The sequence below is a fragment of the Micromonospora desertarenae genome, from assembly GCF_056150265.1.
On record NZ_JAXCFQ010000016.1, the window covers coordinates 79162 to 103467 of the forward strand.

The 24306-nt window shown below is 71.9% G+C and carries 22 protein-coding genes and 1 pseudogene; 5 read left to right on the forward strand and 18 right to left on the reverse strand.

Annotated features, from left to right (window positions below; translation table 11 throughout):
• Positions 1-83: 83 nt before the first annotated feature.
• The 7 genes from SM577_RS26985 to SM577_RS27015 all read right to left on the reverse strand — a co-directional run bounded on the left by SM577_RS26985 (position 84) and on the right by SM577_RS27015 (position 9077).
• Entirely contained in the window at positions 84-764 is a 681-nt protein-coding gene (locus SM577_RS26985; RefSeq protein WP_302919778.1) for a DUF305 domain-containing protein, read from the reverse strand.
• Positions 765-943: 179 nt separating this feature from the next.
• Positions 944-2488 (reverse strand): amino acid permease, encoded by a 1545-nt coding sequence (locus SM577_RS26990; protein ID WP_474588285.1) that lies wholly within the window; start codon positions 2486-2488, stop codon positions 944-946.
• Positions 2489-2805: 317 nt separating this feature from the next.
• Positions 2806-3192, reverse strand: coding sequence for a DUF2267 domain-containing protein (locus tag SM577_RS26995; protein WP_474588286.1), 387 nt, complete (start codon positions 3190-3192; stop codon positions 2806-2808).
• A gap of 354 nt (positions 3193-3546) precedes the next feature.
• Positions 3547-5880: a beta-xylosidase/alpha-l-arabinosidase gene (locus SM577_RS27000; RefSeq protein ID WP_302919781.1), complete on the reverse strand. Its 2334-nt coding sequence runs from the start codon at positions 5878-5880 to the stop codon at positions 3547-3549.
• Between the two features lie 37 nt (positions 5881-5917).
• A complete protein-coding gene (locus tag SM577_RS27005) occupies positions 5918-6778 on the reverse strand; it encodes a carbohydrate ABC transporter permease (RefSeq protein WP_474588318.1) in 861 nt (286 codons plus the stop codon).
• Positions 6775-7773 (reverse strand): carbohydrate ABC transporter permease, encoded by a 999-nt coding sequence (locus tag SM577_RS27010; protein ID WP_302919782.1) that lies wholly within the window; start codon positions 7771-7773, stop codon positions 6775-6777. The genes SM577_RS27005 and SM577_RS27010 overlap by 4 nt, the downstream gene beginning before the upstream one ends.
• The gene (locus SM577_RS27015) at positions 7770-9077 is read right to left on the reverse strand and encodes an ABC transporter substrate-binding protein (protein WP_302919783.1); all 1308 of its coding nucleotides are present in this window, start codon (positions 9075-9077) and stop codon (positions 7770-7772) included. Before SM577_RS27015 ends, SM577_RS27010 begins: the two co-directional genes overlap by 4 nt.
• 140 nt (positions 9078-9217) lie before the next feature.
• On the opposite strand from SM577_RS27015, the gene SM577_RS27020 reads away from it, so the two are divergent.
• Positions 9218-10231, forward strand: a complete 1014-nt coding sequence (locus SM577_RS27020; RefSeq protein WP_302919784.1) for a LacI family DNA-binding transcriptional regulator — start codon at positions 9218-9220, stop codon at positions 10229-10231.
• Positions 10232-10356: 125 nt separating this feature from the next.
• On the opposite strand, the gene SM577_RS27025 is transcribed toward SM577_RS27020, so the two are convergent.
• The 4 genes from SM577_RS27025 to SM577_RS27040 all read right to left on the reverse strand — a co-directional run bounded on the left by SM577_RS27025 (position 10357) and on the right by SM577_RS27040 (position 15481).
• Positions 10357-11550: an endo-1,4-beta-xylanase gene (locus tag SM577_RS27025; RefSeq protein WP_302919785.1), complete on the reverse strand. Its 1194-nt coding sequence runs from the start codon at positions 11548-11550 to the stop codon at positions 10357-10359.
• A gap of 273 nt (positions 11551-11823) precedes the next feature.
• Complete coding sequence (locus tag SM577_RS27030; RefSeq protein ID WP_474588287.1) at positions 11824-13446, reverse strand: glycoside hydrolase family 43 protein; 1623 nt, start codon at positions 13444-13446, stop codon at positions 11824-11826.
• A 258-nt stretch (positions 13447-13704) separates the two neighbouring features.
• Positions 13705-14922, reverse strand: a complete 1218-nt coding sequence (locus tag SM577_RS27035; protein WP_474580962.1) for an MFS transporter — start codon at positions 14920-14922, stop codon at positions 13705-13707.
• A gap of 76 nt (positions 14923-14998) precedes the next feature.
• Positions 14999-15481 (reverse strand): hypothetical protein, encoded by a 483-nt coding sequence (locus tag SM577_RS27040; protein WP_474588288.1) that lies wholly within the window; start codon positions 15479-15481, stop codon positions 14999-15001.
• A gap of 235 nt (positions 15482-15716) precedes the next feature.
• Between SM577_RS27040 and SM577_RS27045 the strand changes: the two genes are divergently transcribed.
• A complete protein-coding gene (locus SM577_RS27045; RefSeq protein WP_474588289.1) occupies positions 15717-15902 on the forward strand; it encodes a DUF6767 domain-containing protein in 186 nt (61 codons plus the stop codon).
• A gap of 4 nt (positions 15903-15906) precedes the next feature.
• On the opposite strand, the gene SM577_RS27050 is transcribed toward SM577_RS27045, so the two are convergent.
• A complete protein-coding gene (locus SM577_RS27050; protein WP_302919790.1) occupies positions 15907-17508 on the reverse strand; it encodes a glycosyltransferase 87 family protein in 1602 nt (533 codons plus the stop codon).
• Between the two features lie 109 nt (positions 17509-17617).
• Here SM577_RS27050 and SM577_RS27055 point away from each other — a divergent pair, with 109 nt between their 5' ends.
• Complete coding sequence (locus SM577_RS27055) at positions 17618-19186, forward strand: amidohydrolase (protein WP_302919791.1); 1569 nt, start codon at positions 17618-17620, stop codon at positions 19184-19186.
• Positions 19187-19197: 11 nt separating this feature from the next.
• On the opposite strand, the pseudogene SM577_RS27060 reads toward SM577_RS27055, so the two are convergent.
• The 6 genes and pseudogenes from SM577_RS27060 to amcA (SM577_RS27085) form a co-directional block, all read right to left on the reverse strand.
• A pseudogene (locus SM577_RS27060) lies at positions 19198-19299 on the reverse strand (kinase); the annotation flags it as partial.
• A gap of 15 nt (positions 19300-19314) precedes the next feature.
• On the reverse strand, positions 19315-19977 hold the full coding sequence (locus SM577_RS27065) for a pentapeptide repeat-containing protein (RefSeq protein WP_302919792.1): 663 nt from the start codon (positions 19975-19977) through the stop codon (positions 19315-19317).
• 61 nt (positions 19978-20038) lie between these two features.
• Positions 20039-20221: a multiple cyclophane-containing RiPP AmcA gene (gene amcA, locus SM577_RS27070; RefSeq protein ID WP_302919793.1), complete on the reverse strand. Its 183-nt coding sequence runs from the start codon at positions 20219-20221 to the stop codon at positions 20039-20041.
• Positions 20218-21354, reverse strand: coding sequence for a cyclophane-forming radical SAM peptide maturase AmcB (amcB, locus tag SM577_RS27075; protein WP_302919794.1), 1137 nt, complete (start codon positions 21352-21354; stop codon positions 20218-20220). The genes amcA (SM577_RS27070) and amcB overlap by 4 nt, the downstream gene beginning before the upstream one ends.
• Entirely contained in the window at positions 21351-21698 is a 348-nt protein-coding gene (locus SM577_RS27080) for a hypothetical protein (protein ID WP_302919795.1), read from the reverse strand. The genes amcB and SM577_RS27080 overlap by 4 nt, the downstream gene beginning before the upstream one ends.
• Positions 21695-21859 (reverse strand): multiple cyclophane-containing RiPP AmcA, encoded by a 165-nt coding sequence (gene amcA / locus SM577_RS27085; protein ID WP_302919796.1) that lies wholly within the window; start codon positions 21857-21859, stop codon positions 21695-21697. Before amcA (SM577_RS27085) ends, SM577_RS27080 begins: the two co-directional genes overlap by 4 nt.
• A gap of 418 nt (positions 21860-22277) precedes the next feature.
• Here amcA (SM577_RS27085) and SM577_RS27090 point away from each other — a divergent pair, with 418 nt between their 5' ends.
• Both SM577_RS27090 and SM577_RS27095 read left to right on the forward strand, forming a co-directional pair.
• Entirely contained in the window at positions 22278-23624 is a 1347-nt protein-coding gene (locus tag SM577_RS27090) for a hypothetical protein (protein ID WP_302919797.1), read from the forward strand.
• Positions 23621-24196, forward strand: coding sequence for a flavoprotein (locus tag SM577_RS27095; protein ID WP_302919798.1), 576 nt, complete (start codon positions 23621-23623; stop codon positions 24194-24196). The genes SM577_RS27090 and SM577_RS27095 overlap by 4 nt, the downstream gene beginning before the upstream one ends.
• Positions 24197-24306 lie beyond the last annotated feature (110 nt).

Here is a 24306-nt window from a genome sequence, read left to right on the forward strand (position 1 = left end):
CGCCTCTCCCCTTCCCGTCCGCCCGGGGGCGGGCCCCCCCCCCCCCCCCCCCCCCCCCCCCCCCCCCCGGCGCTCGCTAGCGCTCAGCCCGAGAGCTTTGCCAGCAGCTCCCGCATGCTCTTGATCTCGATGGCCTGGTCGGCGTTGACCTCGCGGGCGAACCGGTCACTGGCCGGCTCCAGCCCACCCCCCGCCGCGTAGAGCTGCTCCACCATGGTCAACGCGCCGTTGTGATGACGGATCATGAGGTCGAGGAAGAGCCGGTCGAACTCCGCGCCGCGGGCCCGCCCCAACCGGCTGAGCTGGTCCGGGGTGAGCATGCCCGGCATCACCGCGTCGTGCCCGGCGTGGTGTGCGTGCGGTCCCGGGACCTGCTCGCCGCGTTCGGTGAGCCACCGCTGCATCTGCCCGATCTCGTCGCGCTGCGACGTCTCGATCCGCTGGGCGAGCAGCGACACCTCCCGGCTCTCCGCCCGGTCCGGGACGAGCGCGGTCATCTCCAGCGCCTGCGCGTGGTGCGCGATCATCCGTTGCATGAACCGGGTGTCGGCGGCGGTATGCGCCGGCGGCGAGGCCAGCTGCGCCTGCTCGGCCGGGGAGAGCGCCCGGCCCGCCTGACCCGGCGCGCCGGGCTGGACCACCCGGGTGGCGGCCGGTTCGTCCGGCCGGTCACCGGTGAGCTGGAGGACGGCGACCAGCGCCGCGACCGCGGTGACGGCGGCGACCGCCACGGCGGTCAGGACTCGGCGACGCGACGAGAACACGATGTGATCACCGTACCTAGGTTGTGTCCTGCGCCCGGATCGCGGCCCGCCCGGTCAGGTAGGTGGCCAGCGTATCCCGATCGACCGCTGATCCGGAGCGGCGATCGTGGGCGACCCGCGCGCCGCCGGCGTCGGCCGCCCGTGCGGGCGCGCGGGCGGCCGAGCCGGGCCGACGCGCGTCAGCTGTCCGTGCGCGGCGGGGGCGACGCGGAGCCGAACCCGGTGTCGAGGTCCCGCTCCGGGCCGGGCATCCCGGGGCCTTCTCCCCCACCCGTGGCGAGCCGGCTGTGCCGGCGGCCGTAGAGGAAGTAGACGACGAAGCCCAGCGCCATCCAGGCGAGGAACCGCAGCCAGGTCTCGACGGTGAGGAACAGCATCAGCACCACGCAGGCGACGATCGCGAGCGCCGGGATCACCGGTCCCCAGGGGACGCGGAAGCCGCGCGGCAGGTCGGGCCGGCGGCGGCGCAGCAGGATGACCGCGGCGGCGACCAGGACGAACGCGAACAGGGTGCCGATGTTGACCAGCTCGGCGAGTTCCTCCAGCGGGATGAAGCCGGCGAGCGCAGCCACCAGCAGGCCGATGATGATGGTGATCCGGTGCGGGGTGCCGTACCGCGGGTGCACCCGGCTCAACCAGCGCGGCAGCAGCCCGTCACGGCTCATGGCGAAGGCGACCCGGCTCTGCCCGAGCATCAGGATCATCACCACCGTGGTCAACCCGGCGAGGGCGCCGACGGTGATCAGGTTGGCGAAGAGCGGCTGGTCGACGGCCTGGAACGCGGCGGCCAGCGGTGCCTCCGTGTCCAGGTCGGCGTAGTTCTGCATGCCCACCACGACCAGCGAGACGGCGACGTAGAGCGCGGTGCAGACCGCCAGCGAGCCGAGGATCCCGCGGGGCACGTCGCGCTGCGGCACCCGGGTCTCCTCGGCCGCGGTGGCCACGATGTCGAAGCCGATGAACGCGAAGAACACCAGCGCCGCGGCGGCGAAGATGCCGCTGATCCCGAAGTTGGCCGGCGCCTGCCCGAAGAGAGCCTCCATCAGGGTCGCCTCGGCGCCGGAACCACCCGCCGCGGGCTCGGCCGGCGGGACGAACGGGGTGTAGTTGTCCCGCTGGAGGAAGAACAGGCCGGCGATGATCACGAGGAGCACCACCGCCACCTTGATGGCGACGACCACGGCGTTCACCCGTGACGAGACCTTGATGCCGGCGACCAGGACCGCGGTGAGGATCAGCACGATGAGCGCGGCGGGCAGGTTGAACGCGCTGCCCTCACCGCCGGTGACGGCGGCCGGCAGCGACACCCCGAGCGTCTCCAGCAGCACCGCCAGGTACTGCGACCACCCGACCGCCACCGTGGCGCCGGCCAGGATGAACTCCAGGATGAGGTCCCAACCGATGATCCACGCGACCAGCTCGCCGAGCGCGGCGTACGAGTAGGTGTAGGCGCTGCCGGCGACCGGCACCGTCGACGCGAACTCGGCGTAGCAGAGCGCGGCCAGGGCGCAGGCGATGCCGGCCACGACGAAGGACACCGCGACCGCGGGCCCGGCGGTCTGGTTCGCGGCCACCCCGGTCAGCACGAAGATGCCCGTGCCGATGATGACCCCGATGCCGAACACGGTGAGGTCCAGGCCGGACAGCACCTTGCGGAGCTGGTGCTCGGGCTGTTCCGTGTCGCGGATCGACTGCTCGACCGATTTCCTGCGCAACAGGCTCACGACCGGATCACCTCGCCGTCTCGGACCACCCTTATTTCGCCCACGGGCTGACGACTGACCCAAAAACAGCAGCGGTAAACGTCGAGGCGACGCCGACGGAACGCGACGGTGGAGCACGATGCCGACAGGGAGGGCGAAAGCGGCGCCCGATCCCCGTCGTCCAGTGGGGTTCCGGCGGGCGCTGGTGTGGTCCCACACCGGGCCGGGTTCGGCGACCGCCCGCCGGTCACGGTCCTGGGAGCGGCGGCGGGTCGTTCGTCCGGCCGGCGCTTCTCACGCCCGGTGCCCGGCGACGGATGGTCGCCGGATCGGCCGGTTCAGCCGGCGCGAACCATCTGCCGGAGATCCGCCGGGAGCGCCGCCTGAAGGTGCTCCATCACCCGGCCCTGCGTCGCCTCGCCGACGACCTCGAGGACGACGCGGGCGGCATCCGACGCCTGCGTCCGGCTCATGCCGGCTCGATCGGACACCCGAGCGAGGAACTCCTCCTTGTCGAACCGAACACCCCTGCTGGGTGACGCCGCGGTCATCCGCAGGTATTCGCCGATCTCGCGGGGAAGGTCAGCGGCCACGTTCCCGGCCAGTCCCTCGGGGATCCGCTCGCCAAGGGTCTGCAAGGTGGCGCGGATGGCGGACGTCGCCGCACCGACGTCGGCCAGTTGTGCCCTGGCCTGGACCTGACCGACGAACTCGTGATGTTGCACGTTGGACCACCTCCGGTCATCGTCCACTCTTCGGTTCGTCGCCGGGCTGGTCCGGATCATGAAAGAAGGGCTTCCTGGAAGCGGCCGGACCGGACAGACGGAGCGGCTGGAGTTGCCGTCGCGCCGGCTCGCCTTCCCGTCGGGCTTCGCACCAAACCCGCACGTAGCGAGTCTGCCGGCCACCGGTTCGGTATGCCCGTCGCCCGAACGGCGGCCGGCGCCCAGCGGTCGGAGCCGCTCCGGAGGCCGTCCTCGATCCGCGCCGCGGCCGCGAGCAGCGGCGGCAACGGCTCCCAACCCCGAGCCGGACGACGTCCGCCGGCCGTCCGCGCACGGACGGCCGGCGGACGTACCTCAGCCGATCTCGGACGTGGTCCACCGCGCGGAGGTGTTGGTGACGGGCACGGTGTCACCGACCAACGTGGTCGACGCCTGCGCGTCCCGCCGCGCGCTCGTACCGACCCAGAGTTCGACGTCGCCGGGCTCCACCACCCGGGTGAGCGTGCGGTCGGAGAAGGCCAGCCGCGTCGTGGGCACCGTGAACTGGACGGTGACCGACCGGCCCGGCTCCAGCCGGACCCGCCGGTAGCCGAGCAGTTGCGCCACCGGCCGGGTCACCGAGGCGACCACGTCCCGGCCGTAGAGCTGCACCACCTCGTCGCCGGCGACCGCGCCGGTGTTCGTCACGGTGACGGTCACCGGCAACGACCCGTCCGTCGGCACCGTGGCGGGCACGGTCAGGCCGCTGTACTCGAAAGTGGTGTAGGACAGGCCGTGGCCAAACGGCGCCGCGGGCGTGGTCGGCAGGTTGGTCACCTCGCTGCCCTCGCCGAGCGTGGGGTGCAGGTAGGAGTACGGCTGCGCCCCGGCCGACCTGGGCAGGCTGACCGGCAGCCGGCCCGACGGGTTGACCCGCCCGGAGAGCACGCCGGTGATCGCCCCGGCGCCCTCCTCGCCGGGGAAGAACGCCTGGATCACCGCCGCGCAGCGCTCCAGCGCCCAGTCGACCGCGTACGGCCGGCCGGTGAGCAGCACGAGGACGACCGGTGTGCCGGTGGCCAGCACCGCCTCGACCAGGTCGCGCTGCACGCCCGGCAGTTCCAGGTCGTCCCGGTCGCAGCCCTCGCCGACCGTGCCGCGCCCGAAGAGGCCGGCGTGGTCGCCGACGACCAGGACGGCGACCTCCGCGGCGGCCGCCGTGGCGACGGCCTGGTCGAAACCGGAGCGGTCGGCGCTGTCCACGTCGCAGCCGGGCGCCCAGCTCACCAGGTCCGCGCCGAACTCGGTGCGCATCGCGTCGAGGACCGTCGGGACCTCGATGCCGGTCTCCACGTCGGGATGCTGGACGAGCACGTGGTTGAGGAAGGAGTAGCAGCCGAAGAGCGCGCCCGGCCGGTCCGCGTTCGGGCCGATGACCGCCACCCGCCGGCCCGCGGGCAGCGGGAGGAGGTCCCGGTTGGCGACCAGGACGATCGACTCCTCCGCGAGGCGGCGGGCGATCGCCCGGTGTTCGGGCGAGTCGAGGTCGACCGCCCGGGTCGGTTCGTCGGTGAAGGTGGCGTCGAGCAGCCCGAGTTCCTGCTTCTGCCGCAGGACCCGCAGCACCGCCCGGTCGACGAGCGCCTCGTCGAGCCTGCCGGCCCGCACCGTCTCCGCCAGGGTGAGGTAGGCGTCGCCGGTCGGCAGCTCGACGTCGACGCCGGCGGTCAGCGCCTGCACGGCCGCCTCCGCGTGGTCGCCCGCGATGCGGTGCAGCAGGTTCAGGAACGCCACCCCGAAGTAGTCGGCCACCACCGTGCCGTCGAAGCCCCACCGGTCCCGCAGCACCCCGGTGAGCAGCGTCGGGTCGGCGGCGACGGGCACGCCGTCGATCTCGGCGTAGGAGTGCATCACGGAGCGCGCGTCGCCGTCGAGGATCGCCATCTCGAACGGCAGGAGCAGCACGTCGGCGATCTCGCGCGGGCCGGCGTGCACCGGGCCGAAGTTGCGCCCGGCGCGGGAGGCGGAGTAGCCGACGAAGTGCTTCAGGGTGGCGTGCACCCCCCGCGACTGCAGGCCACGCACGTACGACGTGCCCAGCGTGCCGACCAGGTACGGGTCCTCGGCGATGCACTCGTCGACCCGGCCCCAGCGCGGGTCACGGATCACGTCGAGCACCGGGGCGAGGCCCTGGTGGATGCCCAGTTCCCGCATCGACGCCCCGATCGCCGCGGCCATCTCGGTGACGAGTTCGGGGTCGAAGGCGGCTCCCCACGCCAGCGGGGTGGGGAAGGTGGCCGCCTTCCACGCCGAGAGGCCGGTGAGGCACTCCTCGTGGACGATCGCCGGGATACCGAGCCGGGTCCCCGTCACCAGGTCCGACTGGAACTTCCACAGCCAGGCCGCGCGTGCGGCGACGTCGACCGGGCGGGTGCCGTAGGGCCGGGTGAGGTGGCCGAGCCCGTGCCGGGAGAAGTCCTCGAGCTTGGTGCTGTCGCCGAACTCGCCCTGCAGCGGTGCGACGGCCTCGCCGTCTCCCTTCTCCCAGAAGCCGACGAGTTGCGCGACCTTCTCCTCGATCGTCATCCGGCCGAGCAGTTCACGGACGCGCGCCTCGCCGTCCTGCCCGTCCCGCCCGTCCCGGCGGTCGTGGTCCGGATCTGCCTGAACCGGAACCGACGTGCCCACCGCATCGCGGACCTCAGTCATACCGTGCTTTCCCCTTTTGTGCTCGTGCCGCTGTTGCTCATCCCTTGACCGCACCCTGCAGGCCACCGACGATTTGCTTTTCGGCGAACGTGAAGAAAAGAAGTGCCGGCAGCATCGCCAGCGAGGTGAAGGCGAGGATTCCCGCGGTGTCCGAGGTGTACTGGCTCGAGAAGTTCTGCACGCCCAGCGGCAGGGTGTGCAGCTCGGCGTCACCGAGGACGAGCAGCGGCAGGAGGAACGCGTTCCAGCTCGCCACGAACGCGAGGACGCCGACGGTGACCAGCGCGGGCCGGGACAGCGGCAGCAGGATGCGCCAGAGGAAACCGAGCCGGCCGGCGCCGTCGATCGCGGCGGCGTCCTCCAGTTCGCGGGGTACCGCGGAGAGGAACGGCCGCAGGATCACGATCGTGAGCGGGAGTTGGAAGGCGACCTGCGGGAGGATCACCGCGTAGTAGGAGTTGATCAGGTTCAGGTCGCGCAGCATCAGGTAGAGCGGCAGGATCGCCGCGCCGGCCGGGAAGAGCAGTCCGAGGGTGAAGAAGGTGTAGAGCCCCTCACGCCCGCGGAAGGTGTACCGGGCGAGCACGAACGCGGCGCAGACGCCGAGCACCACGACGCCGAGCGTCGTGCCCAGGGCGATCACCGCGCTGTTGAACGCCTGCTGCCAGAAGTCGCTCTGGGTCAGCACCCGGGCGTAGTTGTCCCAGACCCACGGGTCGGGCAGGCCGGCCGGGTCCGCGATGATCTGCGGGGTGGTGCGGAAGCCGCCGACGATCACGTAGACCACCGGGGCGATCGACACGGCCGCCACCGCGAGCGCCAGCACGTAGGTGAGCGGGGTGCTCCACGCGATCGGGCGGCCGGACGGGGACGGAACGGGATGGACGGCCACTGTCAGTTCGCCCTTCCGGTGATGGCGCCCTCGATGTCCCGGCGCAGGAGGAAGCGCTGGAACAGCAGTGCCGCGACGAACGAGATGACGAACAGGATCACGGCCACCGCGTTGCCGTAGCCCCACAGCCGGGCGAAGAAGCCGTTGTCCACCATGTACGTCGCCATGGTGGCCGACGCGCCGAGGGACCGCACCGCGGGCACCGAGGTCACCCAGATCACGTCGAAGACCTGGAGCGAGCCGATCATCGACAGGAACATCCAGATCCGGATGGTCGGGCCCAGCAGCGGGAGCGTGACGTGGCGCTGGGTCTGCCACCAGGTCGCGCCGTCGATCGCGGCGGCCTCGGTCAACTCCGGCGGCACGTTCGACAGGCCGGCCAGCAGCAGGATGATGGCGAAGCCGACGTACTTCCAGGTGAGGACGAACAGCAGCGTCCAGATGACGACGTCGAGGTCGGCGAGCCACGCCTGCACCAGGCCGCCCAGCCCCAGCGACCGCAGCAGCGCGTCGACCGTACCGCCACCGGTCAGCAGCAGCTTCCACATGATGCCGACGGTGACCTCGGCGAGCACGTAGGGCACGAACACCAGCAGCCGGAACCCGGTGCGCCCGCGGAAGCGACGGTTGAGCAGCAGGGCCACGCCCAGGGCGATGGGGCCCTGGATGACGAGGGAGCCGACCACGATGATGGCGTTGTTGCGCAGCGCGTCGAGGAAGATCGGGTCCTGGAAGGCGAGCACGTAGTTGTCGAGACCGACGAACTCGGTGGGCGGCCCGACCCCGCGCCAGCGGAAGAGGCTGTAGTAGACCGCGAAGCCCATCGGCACGAGCACGAACATCACGTACACGACGATCGCGGGCGTGGTGAGCCCGATGATCTCGTACCACTTGCGCCGGGCCTCGGCCGCCCGGGAGGACGAACGCCGGGCGGCCCGGGGGCCCGCCGGCGGCGCGTCCGCGCCGCCGACGGGGTTCAGGGTCGGGTTGGTGGAGGTCACTTCTTCGCGGCCGCCTTCATCGCCGAGACGACCTGCTCGGGACTGCCGTTGCCGGCGAAGATGGCGACGATCGCGTCGTTCATCGCGTTGCCGACGGTGCTGCCGAAGGCGGTGTCCAGCCAGAGCTGCACGTAGGTCGCCCCGGAGGTGGCCTCCAGGATGGACTTCAGCGCCGGGTCCGTGATGCCGGCCTCCGCGCCCTTGGCGACGGGCAGGCCGGTGCCGGTCTCGGCGTAGCCCTTCTGCACCTCGGGGCTGACGATGTACTTGAGGAACTCGACGCACTCGGCCGGGGCGTTCTTGGCGCAGGAGAACCCGTCGCCGCCGCCGAGCGCCGCCTTCGGGTCACCCGCGGAACCGGAGATCGCCGGTACCGGGAACCAGCCGAGGAACTTCTTGAGCGCCTCCGGGTCCTCGGCGGCGGTCTCCAGGGTGCCCCGGTTCCAGTCGCCCATCAGCTCCATCGCGGCCTTGCCGTTGGCGAGCAGGCCGTTCGCGCTGGTCGGGTCGTTCTGCCCCGGCGTGGCGATGAAGTTGGCCTGGAACGGCTTGGTGTCGATGAAGGTCTTCAGGTCCTGGCCGGCCTTGACGAAGCACGGGTCGTCGAAGTTGAGGTCGACCGACGCCTTCTTCAGCGTGTCGACCGAGCAGGCGCGCAGCGCGAAGTTGTACCACCAGTGCGCGGCGGGCCACTTGTCGCCGGCACCCAGGGCGATCGGAACGACGTTGATCGCCTTGAGCTTGGTGACCGCCTCGTTGAGCTCCTCGAACGTGGTCGGCGGGGCGGTGATGCCCGCCTTGGCGAACATGTCCTTGTTGTACCAGATGCCCTCGATGCCCATCCGGAACGGCAGGCCGTACTGCTTACCGTCCACCTGCCAGATCTCGGCCGCGCTGCCGATGTTGGCAACCTCGGTCTTGACCTGGTCGGTGATGTCCTTCAGGTAGTCGGCCTCCACCTGCTCGCGCATCTCACCGCCGCCCCACGCCTGGAAGATGTCCGGCGGGTCACTGGTGAGCAGCGCGGCGGGGAGCCGGGTGCGCTGGAGCTGGTTGGTCTCGATCGCCTCGATCTGGATCGTGACGGTGGGGTGGAGTGCGGAGAAGTCCTTGGCGACCTTCTCCCAGTAGGTCTTGCCGGGCCCGTCCTGGGAGGCGTTGTGCCACCAGGTCAGGGTCACCGGGTTCTTGTAGAGCTCGCTTTCGGCGGGCGCCTCGTCCTCACCACCGCCGCAGGCGGTGACAAGGAGTGCGCTGGTCAGGAACAGCGCTAGGACGGCGCCCGCACGGCGCTTCATCGCCATCGGTGTCTCCTCGACTGGTCAGTCGCGATACTCGGCTTGGTGGCCGAGTTTTACAGCCGTGTAACCCAGTGTCAATCGTTATCGATAACGTTTTCGAATCTCCGGTGACGGGTCCCTGGGGGCCCTCTATCATCGTCGGCGTGGCGTTTCCGCAGCGTGTCAAGATGTCGGACGTGGCCCGTACGGCCGGCGTCTCGGTGGCGACCGTGTCCAAGGTCGTGAACGGCCGGTACGGCGTGGCAGAAGCGACAGTGGAGCGCGTCCAGCAGGTGATCCGGCAGCTCGGCTACGAGGCGAGCCTGGGGGCCCAGAGCCTGCGCAGCCACCGCACGAACGTGCTGGGCATCCTGGTCGCCGAGTTCGAGCCGTTCTCGACCGAGCTGCTCAAGGGAGCGTCGAGGGAGGTGGCCGGCACCGGCTACCAGTTGCTGGCCTACTCCGGCGGCGACGGCGACGGCGCGGCCATCGGCTGGGAGCGCCGGTCGCTGGCCCGCCTCTCCGGCACCCTGATCGACGGGGCCGTGATCGTCACGCCCACCGTGGTCGAGACCAAGCAGGGCTTCCACGTCGTGGCCGTCGACCCGCACACCGGTCCGTCCGGCCTGCCGACCGTCGACTCCGACAACTTCGCCGGTGCCGTGCTCGCCACCGAGTATCTGCTGTCGCTCGGCCACCGCCGGATCGGGCACATCAGCGGGCGCCCCGATCTCGAGTCGGCCCGCCTGCGCGAGGCGGGCTTCCGCAAGGCCATGGCCGACGCCGGCGTGCCGGTGGACGAGCGGCTCGTACGCGTCGGTGGCTTCCGGACCGAGAGCGCCGCCGGCACGGCCGCGGAGCTGCTCGCCCTCCCCGACCGGCCGACCGCGATCTTCGCCGGCAACGACCTCTCCGCCATCTCCACCATGGACGTCGCCCGGCGCATGGGCCTCACGGTCCCCGACGACCTGTCCGTCATCGGCTTCGACAACGTCCCGGAGTCGGCGCTGGTCGACCCGCCGCTGACCACCATCATGCAACCGCTGCAGCGGATGGGCGCCGAGGCGCTGCGCCTGCTCGTCGACCTGATCGCCGGCGTCGAGCGGGACATCCACATCCGGCTGCCCACCGAACTCGTCGTCCGCGCCTCCTGCCGCCCCGTCGACCCGGCCGCGTAGCGGCGCCTCTCCGCGCCCTCCGACGCCGCGCCGGCCGGTGGCTGAGCTGGTGGCGTAGCCGCGCGGCGGGGCCGCACGGCCTGCTGACGTACGCAGGCCGGTGCGACCCCACCTCCGGGATCGGCTCACCGGCGCGGCTTGTGCGGTACGCGCGGCAGGACGTACGGCGGGCCGGCGTAGATCAGGTCGGCCTTCAACTCGTGATAGGCCCGCTTGGGCTGGTAGTTCTCGTCGTAGATGGTGGCCATCCCCTCCGGCGGGTCGCTGAACCAGCCGGGCACCCAGGAGTGCTTGTCGGTGAAGCCCCAGACGGTGAACGACAGGCAGTGCCGGTCGGCCAGGCAGGCCCGCAACAGCACGCTGAAGTTGGCGGCGGACGCCTGCAGCCGCGGGTTGATCTCGTCGGAGTCGCCGGCCTGCACGCCCTCGGTCAGCTGGCTGCGCACGTCGACCTCGGTGAACGCGGTGGCCAGGCCGAGCCCGGAGAACTTCTTCAGCGCCGCCGCCACCTGGAGGGTGTCGTAGTTGCCGTACTGGGTGCCGAGGTGGCCCTGGCTGCCGATGCCGTCGATGGGCACGCCCTCGGCCCGCAGTCGCCGGGCCATCTCGTAGACGAACTGGGTCTTGTCGTTGGCCGGGTCACCGGAGCCGAACGCCTCGATGTTGTAGTCGTTGTAGAACAGCAGCGCCTTCGGGTCGGCGGCGCGCGCCCAGCGGAAGGCGTCGGCGATGTAGCCGGGCCCGAGGTGCTGGGCCCAGAACCCCTTGTAGTGCAGGGTCGGCGGGTTGTCCCACGGGTCGCTGACCGCCTCGTTGACCACGTCCCACTGCCAGATCTTGCCCTTGTAGCGGCTGACCACCGTGGTGATGTGCTTCTTCAGCAGGGCGCGCAGCTCCTCCTTGCTGATGGAGCCGTCGGCGACGCCGCTGGTCAGCCAGCCGGGCAGCTGGTTGTGCCAGACCAGCACGTGACCGCGGACGCTCTGGTTGTTCTGGCGGGCGAAGTTCACCAGTTCGTCGGCCGGCCCCCAGTTGTAGGTGCCCCGGGTGGGCTCCAGGCTCTCCCACTTCATGGCGTTCTCGGCCGTCACCGAGGAGAACTCGGACGCGGCGAGCCGCCGGTACTGCGGGTCGGCGGGGTCGTTGAGGACGGCCAGGTCGACAGCGGTGCCGATGTGGAGGCCGTGCCGTTGGCCGAGCGTCCGCAGGCTCTGCTCGGTCGGGTCGTACGGGCGGCTCGCCGTGGCGGGCAGGGCGTTGAGCGCCGCGACGGTCGCGACGGCGACCGCGCCGGTGGCTATCCACCGTCTCAGCTTCATCTGCGTTCCTTTCGGGCTGACCGGCGACCGGCGCGGACGCGCGGGGCACGGGGGTTCACGCTGGTGCCGGAGGTGGCTGTCGACGGATGCGTGGTGGCCGGCGCGGCGATTGTTTCGGCCCGCGACGCCGGAAGTTTCGGGACTCTGACCGGAACTTGGTCGGAAACGTTAGGAGTCGATGTGTCGCCGTGTCAACACGGAAGATTTCCGGAAAGTGGGCGACGCGGGCCGGGCCGCGTCGGGTGGCCCGGCCCGCGTCGGGGACCCGACGGCTCAGTGCTCGCGGTACGTGGCGTGGTCGAAGTCGGCGTACGCCCCGTCGCCGCCGAGGTCCTGCACCCACAGCCCGAGGAACGCGCCGGTGAAGCCCCACGCGGCCGGTTCGTCGTCGACGATCCGCGCGGCGTGCTCGTCCGACAGGACGGTGGCGTCCCCCTCGACGGGGAGCTGCCGCCAGCCGTCGCCCAGGTCGTAGCCGAACCGCAGCACCGGCCCGTCGAACTCGACGCGCAGGCCGATCCGGCCGGCGGCGCCGACGTCGACGGTGAGCTGCGGGTAGGCGGTCCGCCGGCCGTTGTCCGAGCTGAGCAGTTCCAGCACCACCCGGCCGTCGTCGGCCCGGGTCAGGTAGAGGTAGTACCAGTTCAGGGTGTTGTAGTAGCCGGTGATCCCGGCCAGCTGCCGGTGGTCGACCGGGCCGAACTCGACGACCGTCTCCAGCGAGCAGCGGGCCGCACCGACCCGCCGGCCGACCAGGCTCGGCGTCTGCTTGCCGACCGGGGACTGGCCACCGTGCAGGCGCAGGTGCGAGGGGCGGGCCCGCAGGTCGACCCAGTCGGCGCTCGCCGGGCGGCGCAGCGTGGACCACCAGGTGGCCAGCGCCGGGGCGTCGAAGTGGTCGGTCGCGGGCTCGACCGGCCACGGGTGGGCGGGCAGGTCCGGGGCGGGGATCTCGGTGGCGGGCACCCCGCCCGGGATGCTGGGCCAGCCGCCGCGGGGCCAGTCGATCTTCTGGATGGCGGTCTCCCGCCCGAGGACGCAGTTGCCCAGCGGGGTGTAGGGGCGCCCGACGAGGTGGGCGAGGTACCAGTCGCCCTGCTGGGTCCGCACCAGACTGCCGTGCCCGGCCTTCTGCAGCGCGAGGTCCGGCCGGCCGACGGAGGTGAGCAGCGGCCCGGCCGGGTGGACCTCGTAGGGGCCGTGCAGGTTCCGGGAGCGGGCGACGGTGACCTGGTGCTCCCAGCTGGTGCCGCCCTCGGCGGTGACCAGCCAGTACCAGCCGTCGTGGCGGTAGACGTGCGGCGCCTCGGTCAGGCCGGCCTCCGTGCCGGTGAAGATGATCTTCGCTTCGCCGACCAGGCGCCGCCGGGCGCGGTCGTAGCGCTGGATCTCGATGCCACCGAACCGGTCGCGGCCCGGACGCCAGTCGGCGCTCATGGACAGCAGCCAACTGGAGCCGTCCTCGTCGTGGAAGAGCGAGGCGTCGAAGCCGTGCGCGTGCAGCGCGACCGGGTCCGACCAGGGGCCGGTGATGTCGGGCGCGGTGGTGAGGAAGTTCTGGGCGTCCCAGTAGCCGCTGGCGAAGCTGGCCACGTCGCTGTAGACCAGGTGGAACAGCCCGTCGTGATAGGACAGGTCGGGGGCCCAGATCCCGTTGGAGTCGCCGCAGCCGCGCAGGTCCAGCAGGCGGCGCTCGGTGATGATCCCGCCCAGCGCACGCCAGTGCACCAGGTCCCGCGAGTGGTGCACGCGCACCCCCGGGTACCACTCGAACGTCGAGGTGGCCAGGTAGTAGTCGTCGCCCACGCGCAGGATCGACGGGTCCGGGTGGAATCCGGTGAGGACGGGGTTGCGGATCGACCGGGCGGTGGCCAGCGCTGCGGTCTCGGTCGACATGTGCGACTCCTTCAGGGTCTACTCCCGGCATCTTTCCGGAAATCATCGCCGGGAGGCGTCGGAATTCCGCCCACCGTAACGGTTCCGGCCCGCCGGCGAACAGCCCTTTGATCGATGAAGCCCAGTCCTGACGCGCCCGCCGGCCACCCGGGAGCGACGCCGGTCGGCGCTCGAAACTTTCGGACTGAGCGATCTTCTGGCACCACCGCCCGCCTCGGCCCGCGTCCACCGGCCGCCAACGGCGCGACGCCGGCCGGCTCAGCTCGCGACCGGGCGGACGGCCGGCTCGTCGGGCACGGTCCCACCCGGCTCGCCGGACGGCCGACCAGTGCCACGACCCCGGTGGGCGAGCAGCACCGACAGCAGACAGATCACCGCGGCCGCGACGAGCGGCGGTTGGCCGCCCAGGTGGACGGCGGCCGAGCCGAGCGGGATCGCCACGGCGATCGGCCCGAACATCGCGGTGGTCGCCGTCCCGGCCACCCGGCCGAGCATCGCCGCCGGCGTGTGCGTCTGCACGGCGGTCACCGCCGCGACCAGCGCCCAGGGCAGGCCGACACCGGCGACCACCGAACCGACCACCGTGCCCGGCCACCAGGGCAGGCACCGCGCCAGGCAGCCGGCCGCGAAGAGCACGGCGCCGGCGACGGCCACGGCGACCGGGCCACGCCGGGCGATGAGCCGCCCGACGATCAGGCCGCCGGCCAGCGATCCGGCACCCTGCGCGCTGACCAGCACGCCGAGGAACGTCGCCGGCAGGGCGAGTTCGGTGACGACCATCGCGTAGACCGCCGCGGTGGAGAAGCCGGACATGGCGATCGACACCGCGGCGAGCGCCACCGGGACGCGGGTCGCCCGCTGCCCGGCCAGGACGGAGAGCCCGGCCCGGAGGCCGCCCCGCTCGTGGGCCGGCGGACCGGGTGGGGTGTGGACCAGTCGCACCGCCAGGTACAGGGCGGCGACCAGCACCGGCATGGCCGCGCTGAGCACGGCGACGGCGTGGCCGCCGTGCCACCCGTACAGGCCGGCGCCGGCCGCCGGGGCGACCAGCTTCATGCCCTCCTGGGCGCTGGAGCGCCACCCGTTGACGTCGCCGAGTTCGGCGGGTGACAGGGCGGCCGGCAGCAGCGCCGTCTCGCCCGCGTCGATGAGCACGTAGCTGAGGCCGTAGGCGCACGAGACGGCGAACAGCAGCCAGGTCTGCCCGGGCCCCCGGACGGCCAGGAGGCTCAGCAGGACGCCGGCCAACGCCAGGTTGACCGCGACGACCAGCGGTCGCCGCGGTGCCCGGTCGAGCAGGGCCCCCAGCCACGGGCCGGCCAGGACCGGGGCGTACACGCACAGCCCGGCCAGGGCGGCGAGGCCGGTGGACCCGGTGAGGTCGAGGATCCAGATGCCGGCCACCAGGGACATGGCGCTGCTGCCGAAGCCGGACAGCAGCGAGATCGCCACGAACAGGCCAGCATTGCGGCGCATGAGCCCTCCAGAGTTGAGCCGATACGACTCACATCCTCAGACTTGCGTCGGCGACAGACAACATCGGCGGCGGCCGTCAATGCGGTGTTGACAGCGCGCCGTCCAGGGCGGCCGCGACGGCTCGGACGGGCGCGGGCAGCCGGTCGGGCCCCGCCTCCGCGAGGTCGGCGGCGATCAGCAGGGCGAGTGCGTAGAGCGCGCCGGGCGGGGCGTCGAGGGCGGCCTCGGCGGTGCGGCGGACCAACTCCGCCCGGCGGAACCGGCTGTCCCAGCGCCGGTCCGTGTCGATCCAGCGCCGCAGGTCCGACACCGCGTTCCGGATCGCCGCGATGGCCGGCGGGTAGCGCAGGTCGAGGCCGCGCCGCCGCGACGACCGGGCCGCGGCCAGGCGTTGCCGGCGCTGCTCGGCGGCCTGCCGGCTGGCCAGCCCCAGCGCGGCGGCGACCTGCGCCCAGGTCGCGCCGGCGTGGCGCGCCCGGTCGATCAGCTCCAGCTCCTCCTCGTCCAGCCGGGTGCGGACGGCACGCAGGTCGGTCAACCGGGACAGCTCCGAGGTCACCTGTCAACGCTACATTGACAGAGCGGAGCGGTTCCCGGGCGGTCGCTGGCCTACCGGGCGCGGCGGCGCGGGCCGGTGGCGGACGACGGTCGCCGGGGTGCGAGCCGGCTGGGCCGGCCAGCTGGCTCGGATCTCGCACCGCCGACCCGGGCCCGGCCCGGTGTGACCGGCACGGCCAGGGTCCGGGGACCAACGGCCCTGCCGGGCGGTCGCCGGCGGGGCGACGCTGGTATCCGTGAACAGCCGCCCGAGCCGGCCGGACGCCCGGTGCCCGCTCCGCCCCGGCGAGCCGTGCACGCTGTGCCAGCTGGACGTGACCGGGCCGCAGGACTGCCCGCTGGTCCACCTCGTCATGACCGACGCCGAACTGCGCGACGGGGTGCACCGCACCCGGTCGACAGTGCCCCGCCAGCGGGCGTGACGAGCTACGGCTGGTCGGCGCGGAAGGCGGCGGCGAGTTCCTCGTCGTAGCTGGCGATCGGCTGGCCGTCGGCGGCGTACGCGACCAGTCGCCCGTGCGCCATGGTGGCCGACCGGAAGGAGAACGTCCGGGTCCCCGGATACGCGGCCAGCAGCGGGATCTCCCGGGGCGTGCCACCGGGCGCCGAGTAGTAGGCCAGCCGGGCCACCTGCGGGGCGACCACCCCGTTGACCCGTACCTTCGTCTTCTCCACCCGGGTGCCGAAGGTGACCGGCGCGCCGGTGCCGAAGGCGGCACACTCGGCCGGCCCCCGGCAGACGAAGAAGTAGCGCGGGTTGACCACGTCGTCGAGGTCGTACGCCTTGAAGGTGGGATCGGCCCCGGCGGGCAGCGGCTGCACGGCGAAGAACGCCAGCGTGGCGGTGGCCGCGACGCCGACCCGCAGCCAGGCCCGGCGCGGCGCCGCCGTGCGGGCGGTGCGGGTGGCGGCGACCGCCACCCCGCCGAACCCGGCCAGGCAGAGCAGGCACACGCCGAGCGTGCGCGCGTTCTCGAAGAGGAACTGCACGCCCGGCCGGGTCGACACCGGGCTGAGCACGGCGCCGAGCGACACCACCATGGCCACCAGCAGCGCCACGCCGGCCACCTTGCGGGCGACGCCGGCGAGCCCGATCAGCAGCATGGCGGCGAGCACCGGCCAGATCTGGTGGTGCGTCCAGGAGACCGGGGAGGCGGCCACGGTGGCGCAGCCGACGAGTACCGCCGCGTGCCCCGGCCGGTCGTGCGCGGCCAGGTGCCGGGCGCGCAGCAGCGCCACCGCGCAGATCGCGGCCACCAGGGCGGCCCACACCAGCGGCAGGGCGGTCTCCTCGACGCCGACGCGCAGCAGCATCCCGTGCACTGACTGGTTGCCCAGCGAGGCCAGGTTGCCGATCCGGGACGTCTCCAGCATGGTGCCGGCCCAGTAGGTCCAGCTCTCCGCCGGCAGCACCACGGCGGCGATCGCGGCGCAGGCGACGAAGGCGGCCAGCGCGCGGGCGGCGTCGCGCCACCGGCCGGTGGCCAGGAAGTAGACCACGAACAGCAGCGGGGTCAGCTTGATCGCGGCGGCCACCCCGACCAGGATCCCGCGCAGCCGGGCCGGCACCACCCCCATGCCGTCGAGCAGCGCCGCCAGCACGATGAAGATGCTCACCTGCCCGAAGCGCAGGTTGCTCTGCACCGGCGCGGAGAGCAGCAGCCCGAGCGCCACCGCCGCGACCACCACCGCCCGCCGGGACCGGCCGGTGGTCAGCGCGGCGCCGACCGGCACGGCGACGGCGACCACCGCGGCGTACGTGGCCAGCAGCCAGAGCACCTGCGCCACCCCCTCCGGCACCGCGGTGACCGGCCAGAGCACCAGCGCCGCGAACGGCGGGTAGGTGAACGGGCCGCCGTTGTGCGCGACGTACCCGTAGAGCGGGCGACCGGCGCGCAGGTCGGCCAGCGCGCCGTAGTAGATGTGCAGGTCGGAGAGGCGGTCCTCGCGGCGCAGCACGAGCCACGTGGACACCAGCGCGGTGACCGCGAACGCGGCCCAGAGCAGCACCACCCGCCGGTCTCGCATCCACAGAGGATAGGTTCCGCCGCGCCCGTGGCGCAGCCTGCACGATCTTCCGGCCGCCCGCTCCCCCTCCTACAGTGATGGCCACCCGTCACCCGACCTGGAAGGTGCCATGAGCATCCGCGTGTACCGCAACGCCGCGATCCGCACCGGCGACCCCGCCAACCCGTTGGCCCAGGCCATGGCCGTGCAGGGCGAGCGGCTGCTGGCCGTCGGCACCGAGGCGGAGGTACGCGCGGCCGCCGGAGCGGGCGCGGAGCTGATCGACCTGGCGGGCGCCGCGGTGCTCCCCGGCCTCTACGACGCCCACATCCACACCGCCCAGTACGCCCAGAGCCTGGACGCGGTGGACCTGCGCGACGTGCGCTCGCTGGACGAGGCGCTGGCTCGGGTGGCCGCGCACGCCGCGCGGCTGCGCCCCGGCGCATGGCTGTTCGGCGGCCGGTGGGACAGCAACACCTGGGATCCGCCCGCCCAGCCGGACCGCTACGCGCTGGACACCGTCTGCCCCGAGCTGCCGGTCGCGCTGCCCAGCGTGGACGGCCACACCGTGTGGGCCAACTCGGCCGCCCTGCGGCTGGTCGGGATCGACGCCGGCACCCCCGACCCGGTGGGCGGGGAGATCGTCCGGGACGACCGCGGCGAACCGACCGGGATCCTGCGCGAGTCGGCCTGCCAGCCGCTGCGCGACCTGATGGTCTCCCCCGACCTGCGCGACCAGCTCCGCGCCGGGCAGGAGGAGCTGCTGGCGCTCGGCCTGACCAGCGTGCACGACATCGACGGCGAGGACTGCCGGGCGGCCTATCTGGAGCTGCGCGCCGCCGGCGAGCTGAAGCTGCGCGTGCACAAGGCGATCCCGATGAGCCACCTGGACGCGGCGATCGCCGAGGGCCGCCGTACCGGGCAGGGTGACGACTGGTTCCGCACCGGACCGGTGAAGATCTTCAGCGACGGCGCGTTGGGCTCGCACACCTGCCACATGAGCGAACCGTTCGCCGGCGAGCACGGCAACCTGGGCATCGCCGTCACGCCGTACCAGGAGCTGGTCACGCTCTTCGCCCGGGCCGCGGCGGCCGGCATCGCGGTCGCCACGCACGCCATCGGCGACCAGGCCAACCACCTGGTGCTCGACGCCTACCAGGCGATCGGCCGGACGCCGGGGCTGCGGCACCGGATCGAACACGCCCAGCACCTGCGGGCCGGCGACCTGGCCCGGATGGCCCGGCTGGGCGTCGTCGCGTCGATGCAGCCGGTGCACTGCACCAGCGACATCGACCTGGTGGACACCCTGCTCGCCGGGCACGACCTGGCCTCGTACGCCTGGCGGGGGATGCTGGACGCCGGCGTGCCGCTGGCCTTCGGCTCCGACGCCCCGGTGGAACACCCCAACCCGTTCCCGGCGCTGTACGCGGCGGTGACCCGCACCCGCCCGGACGGGACGCCGGCCGGCGGCTGGCAACCCGAGCAGCGGCTCAGCATGGCCGAGGCGCTCGCCGCGCACACCCTCGGCGCGGCCCGGGCCGCCGGCGAGGAGAAGCGCAAGGGTGTCCTCGCGCCCGGCATGCTCGCCGACTTCATCGCGGTCGACACCGATCCCCTGCGGGAGTCACCGGAGGCGGTGCTGCGCACCCGGGTGCTGACCACGGTCGTCGGCGGCGAGATCCGCTGGCAGCGCGGCTGACGGACCAGCTACCGGCGTCGTAGCTCGCGGGCGATGCTGCTCTTGCCCGAGCCGGAGTTGCCTCGGATGCAGACGAGGATCGTGTCCGGGCTGCCGGTGGGTTCAGCGAGCACGATGCGTCCGCGGCTTCAGTTGTTGCGGACGGTGAGGTTGAGGGCGGCGACGGTCAGCTGGGTGAGGTCGGGAACCTGGTCCTCGCCGAGTGTGACGCCGCGCAGGTTGTCCAGCGGCGTCTTGAGGCCCTGGAGGCGGCTGCCCCGCAGGTCGGCGCCGTCGAGGTGGCAGGAGTCCAGTTCCAGGCCGGCGAGGTCACAGGATCGCAGTGCGATGCGAGGTAGCCGGCAGGACGACCACGCGCCGTTAGTAAGAGTGCAGTCGGTGAACGCGACCGAGCCGGCGGCGGCGGCGCGTTGGAGGGTGGCGTAGTCGAAGCGGCAGCCGTCGAACAGGACGTCCTTGAGGCGTACGTCGGTGAGTCTGGTGCCGGTGAACCGGGAGCCGGTGATGGCGCAGCGTTCGATGGTGATGCCGGTCAGGGTCGCGCCGGAGAAGTCGGTGCGGGTGATCTCGCAGCCGAAGAGGCTGCCGGCTTCCCAGGTGCTCTCGCTCAGGTCCACGCCGGTGATCTGGCTGCTGCGGATGGTTACGTCCTCAAGTTGCGAGCCGTGCCAGGCGGCGCCCTCGACGAGGGCCTCGGTGAGGCCGTCGGCCAGGTCCGTCGTGGTGTCGAGGTCGTCCGGTTCGAGGTCCGGCAGCAGGACCTTCACGTCGCCGATCGTGGTGGTGCGCATGTGTCCTCAACCTGTGTGGGCGCGGGGTGGACACGCCACCCCGCGCGTCCCGTGGTGCGGGCTATTTCTTCTTGTTCCAGTTGTCCCAGCCGGGTCGGCTGTCGAACTTTCCCTTGTTGTCCCAGGTGGGGCGGTTGTCGAACTTCGCCGCGTCGATCGACGTTACCGACCGCTCCGGGTCGACGCCGAGGCGGGCGAGTTGCTCGGGTGCGGCGTTGGCGAGGACCGCGAGTGCATTGGTCATGGTGCTCCTCCTTGAGGGGTGAGGTGGTCCGCAGCGGCGCGGACGAGGGCCTGCCGGGTGGTCCGGCAGTAGGTCGTCTCGCGGGCGGTGAACGTCCCGTGCTCGAAGTAGCGGTTGCCGGCCTGGGCGCCGCGGCAGAAGTCGTAGAAGGCGCAGTGGTCGGCGCAGCCGTTGAGGGCCGTAATGAACTCGGCGACGTAGCCTAGGTCGCCGGCGCGGGCGAGCATGGCGGTGATCGGCTGCTGGAGGACGTTGCCGGCGATGAAGTCGCCGTACCGCGGCTCGGTAATGCCGAGCAGCTCCGGCGACAGCAGGACCACCTGCCCATCCCAGGAGACGGTCGGGATCGGCTCGTACGGGGCGTGGTCGACGCGCCCGGCTCGGGTGGCGGCGAGATAGTCGGCCAGCCGATCCACGTCGCGGATCCGCAGCGGGCTGCCGCTGACGCGGCGTGCGATGAGGCGCTTCCAGAACCGGTAGGCGGCGTCCTCCGGTACCGGTTCCCGGTCGGCGCCCTCCTGCTCTTCGATGTTGAAGCCCACCGACTCGCAACCAGGCAGGCCGGTGAAGAAGTCGAGGAGGGCTTCCGTGTGATCGATGGTTTCCGGTGTGACAACACAGATCACCGAGTACCCCAGCCCCGCGTCGGCCAAGGTCTGCATGCCGCGCAGGGTTCGGGCATCCGTCGACGTGCCGGCCCGGTCGACGCGGTTCCGGTTCAACGCGCCCGGTCCGTCGATGCTGACTCCGACCTCGAAGCCGTACGCGGTGAACAGCTCGCACCACTGGCGGTTGATCAGCGTCGCGTTCGTCTGGATCTCGTGACGCACCATCCCCGCGCTCCGCAGTTCCTCGAACCGGGCCAGCAGATCCCGGAACAGCCCGGTGGGTGTGACGGTGGGTTCACCCCCGTGCCACACGACACTCACGGGATGTCCGCTGTTCTGCTGGGCGATCGACTCGGCGCAAGCCTGCGCGACCGCGCCGCTCATCAGGCGCAGGGATCTCCGGTCGGGCAGGTAGCAGTAGGTGCAGTCGAGGTTGCAGAAGCTCGTCGGCTGCACGACCAGGGTGTGGAAGCTGCCGGCGACCGCCGGCTGGCCGGTGGCGTTGATGAGGCCGATGCCGTTCACGACGAGGCCTCCTCGTTCCTGACGGCCGTGATGGTACGGACGCGGTAGGCGTGGATATGGCGGGCGGGCCAGCCGAGGAACCGGTCGAACATGTCCGCCGCGCTGCCCGTCACGCTCGGGTTCAGCCGGTGCAGATCGTCGATCGCGTCGTGCAGGCGGCCGGCCAGGTAAAGGAACAGGCTCACCAGGCTGTCCCGGTACTCCACCACCAGAGCCGCCTTCGCCGCCCCGCAGGGCCAGGGCTGCCCGCACCGGCGGCACAGCCACAGGGGACGCATTGGTAGATGCTCAAGCCGTGCCGGCGCGGTCCGGTGGGCCGTGAGGCGGCGCTGCTGGCCGGTCACCGCCGATCACCCTTTGTGGTCTGCCGTTCGAACAGCTGACGCCACACATGGGTAAGCAACGGCGGATCAGCCGGCCGCAGCTGCCACTGCGAAGACGAGCACGAGGGCTCGGGCCGCCGGGGCTGGTCGGCCGTCGCGTTACGCGAGACGTAAATGGTCATGCCGGCACCCCCGGTCGAGACGGCCGGCGGTGGGCTCCTAGGGGGAAAGGCGAGCCCACCGCCGCACCACGGCGGCTGGGAGCAGACCGCCGACCACCCACCCACGCAGCCCTCACGGCGGTACGTAGGCGAGGCCTCGGCCGCACGCGTAAGAGGGCGTCACACGATGAAGCCGGCCGACGCGCCGGCGCATACCCTTGCCGTCCGGTGGTCCCGTCGTTCATCTCGAGTCCCCTGGCGTGAGGCTGCGATCCGGTGCCGGCCGCCTACTCACCAAGAGCGGCGCACCGGCACGATCAGGTTCGCTCGGTGAACGCGGCGATGGGGATGTCCTGACGGTGCACTCATGGTGCACCTGCAAGCACGCCGAGTGCCGTTACGATCCTCCGGCCGAATGTCCGTAGGGGAAGGACGTGCGATGGCTGCGGTGACGACCTGGACCGGCCGGGAAGCAAACGCGCTGCGCCGGGCGTTGCGGATGAGCGTCACCAGCTTCGCCGAACACCTGGGCGCGGCTCGGCGAACGGTGGCCAAGTGGAGCAGCCAGGGCGACAAGATCTACCTGCGTGCCGATATGCAGGCTGCCCTGGACACTGTGCTGGCGCGGGCTACCCCGGACGTCCGCGAGCGCTTCGAAGCACTGGTGAGAGCAGGTACCAGCGGTGCACTTGCGGATCCCGCGAAGCCGTCCGTCACCGCCACCCACGTCCATACTGGCGAAGGCAGCATTCACGACATCGACTCGGACGGCGACGTGCGGCGCAGAGACCTCTTGACGGGCGTGACGACCAGCGGCTTGGCCCTGCCGAACGTCGCACCGCTGCTCAACGCGCTGGTCGCACCAACCTCTCGAACCACCACGCGAGTTGCCCTAACGCTCCGGCAGTTCGCTGAGAAAGTCGCCGCAGCTAAGACCGATTACCAGGCCTGCCGGTACGAGCAGGTTCTCGCCGGACTCGCGGCCCTGCTGCCCGCGCTGGAACCGACTCGTGCGGACACCGAAGGCGAGCAGCGAGCGCAGGTAGAAGCTCTCGCCAGCGACCTCTACCACGTCGTCGGCAGCATGCTGCTCAAGGTCGGCGACAAAGGCATGGCCCTGGTCGCCGCCGAACGCAGCACCCGTGCCGCTGTGACCAGTCAGGACCCGGTGGCGATGGCCACGAGCGCCCGGATCATGACCCACGCCCTGATGAGCAACGGCCACAGCAACCAGGCACGGCAGCTCGCTGAAGACGCGGCCGAGAACCTCCGACTCAGCACCCGACTCGCCTCGACCGACGCGGTCGCCGTCTACGGCGCCCTGCTGCTCCGCGGTGCTATCGCCGCCGCCCGCGACGACAACCGGGACGACGCACAGGCCATGCTCGACGAGGCCTCCCAAGCCGCCAGGCGGCTCGGCTACGACGGCAATGACCGATGGACCGGCTTCGGTGCCACCAATGTCCTGCTGCACCGCGTCAACATCGTGCTGACCCTGGGCGACGCCGGCACCGCCATAGCCCTCGCCCGCCAGGTACCACTGGACAAGATCAGCCTTGCCGAACGCAAGGCTTCCCTGTTCGTCGACGTGGCACGCGCCTACACGCAGTGGGGTCGCTACGAGCACGGCCTGAACGCGCTACGCAGCGCGTATGAGGTGGCCCCAGAGGAGATCCGGTGCCGGCCAGCGGTGCATCGTATCGCCAGCGACCTGGCAGTCCTCACCCACGGGCACGTCCGTACCGCCGTCATCGACTTTGCCCAGCAAGCCGGGATCCGCGTATGACTCGCCGCCACCTGCAAATCGTCGTCTGCGCTGCCGGGCCCGCCGCAGACGTGACTCAACTGATCACCACCGCGACGCAACAGTCGTGGACAACGACGGTCACCGCCACCCCCAGCGCCCTCGACTTCATCGACGCGGAAGCGATCGAGCGGCTGACCGGGTACCCGGTCCGGTCCACCTACCGGTCGTCCGATCGGACCCACCGCTCGCTCCCCGCAGCGGATGCGCTCATCATCGCCCCCGCCACCTACAACTCCGTCAACAAGATCGCCCTCGGCATCGCCGACAACTACGCGTTGACCGCAGTCGCCGAGCTGATCGGCCGGCAGGTCCCGACAGTGGTCGTCCCGTTCGTCAACGCCGCCCTGGCTGCCCGCGCGCCCTTTCAGCGCGCGGTGGCGGACCTCCGCGACGAGCGCGTAAGGGTCTTCCTCGGGACCGACGACGGATGGGAGCCTCACCCGCCCGGCAGCGGCAGCAGTCGCCAGAGGGCGTTCCCCTGGGCGGCGGCGTTACATGCAGCGACCCGGATGGCCAGCGGCGTGCCTGCCAGCAGCACCGATCAGGGCTGAGCCCGCCTTACGTTCAGCGCGGAGACAGGAAGCAAGATCAGAGCCCGAGGTCGGCCAGTCGCCGGGCGTTGGCATCCCGGGCAGCCTCCACACCTGGTCATTGGGCCAGT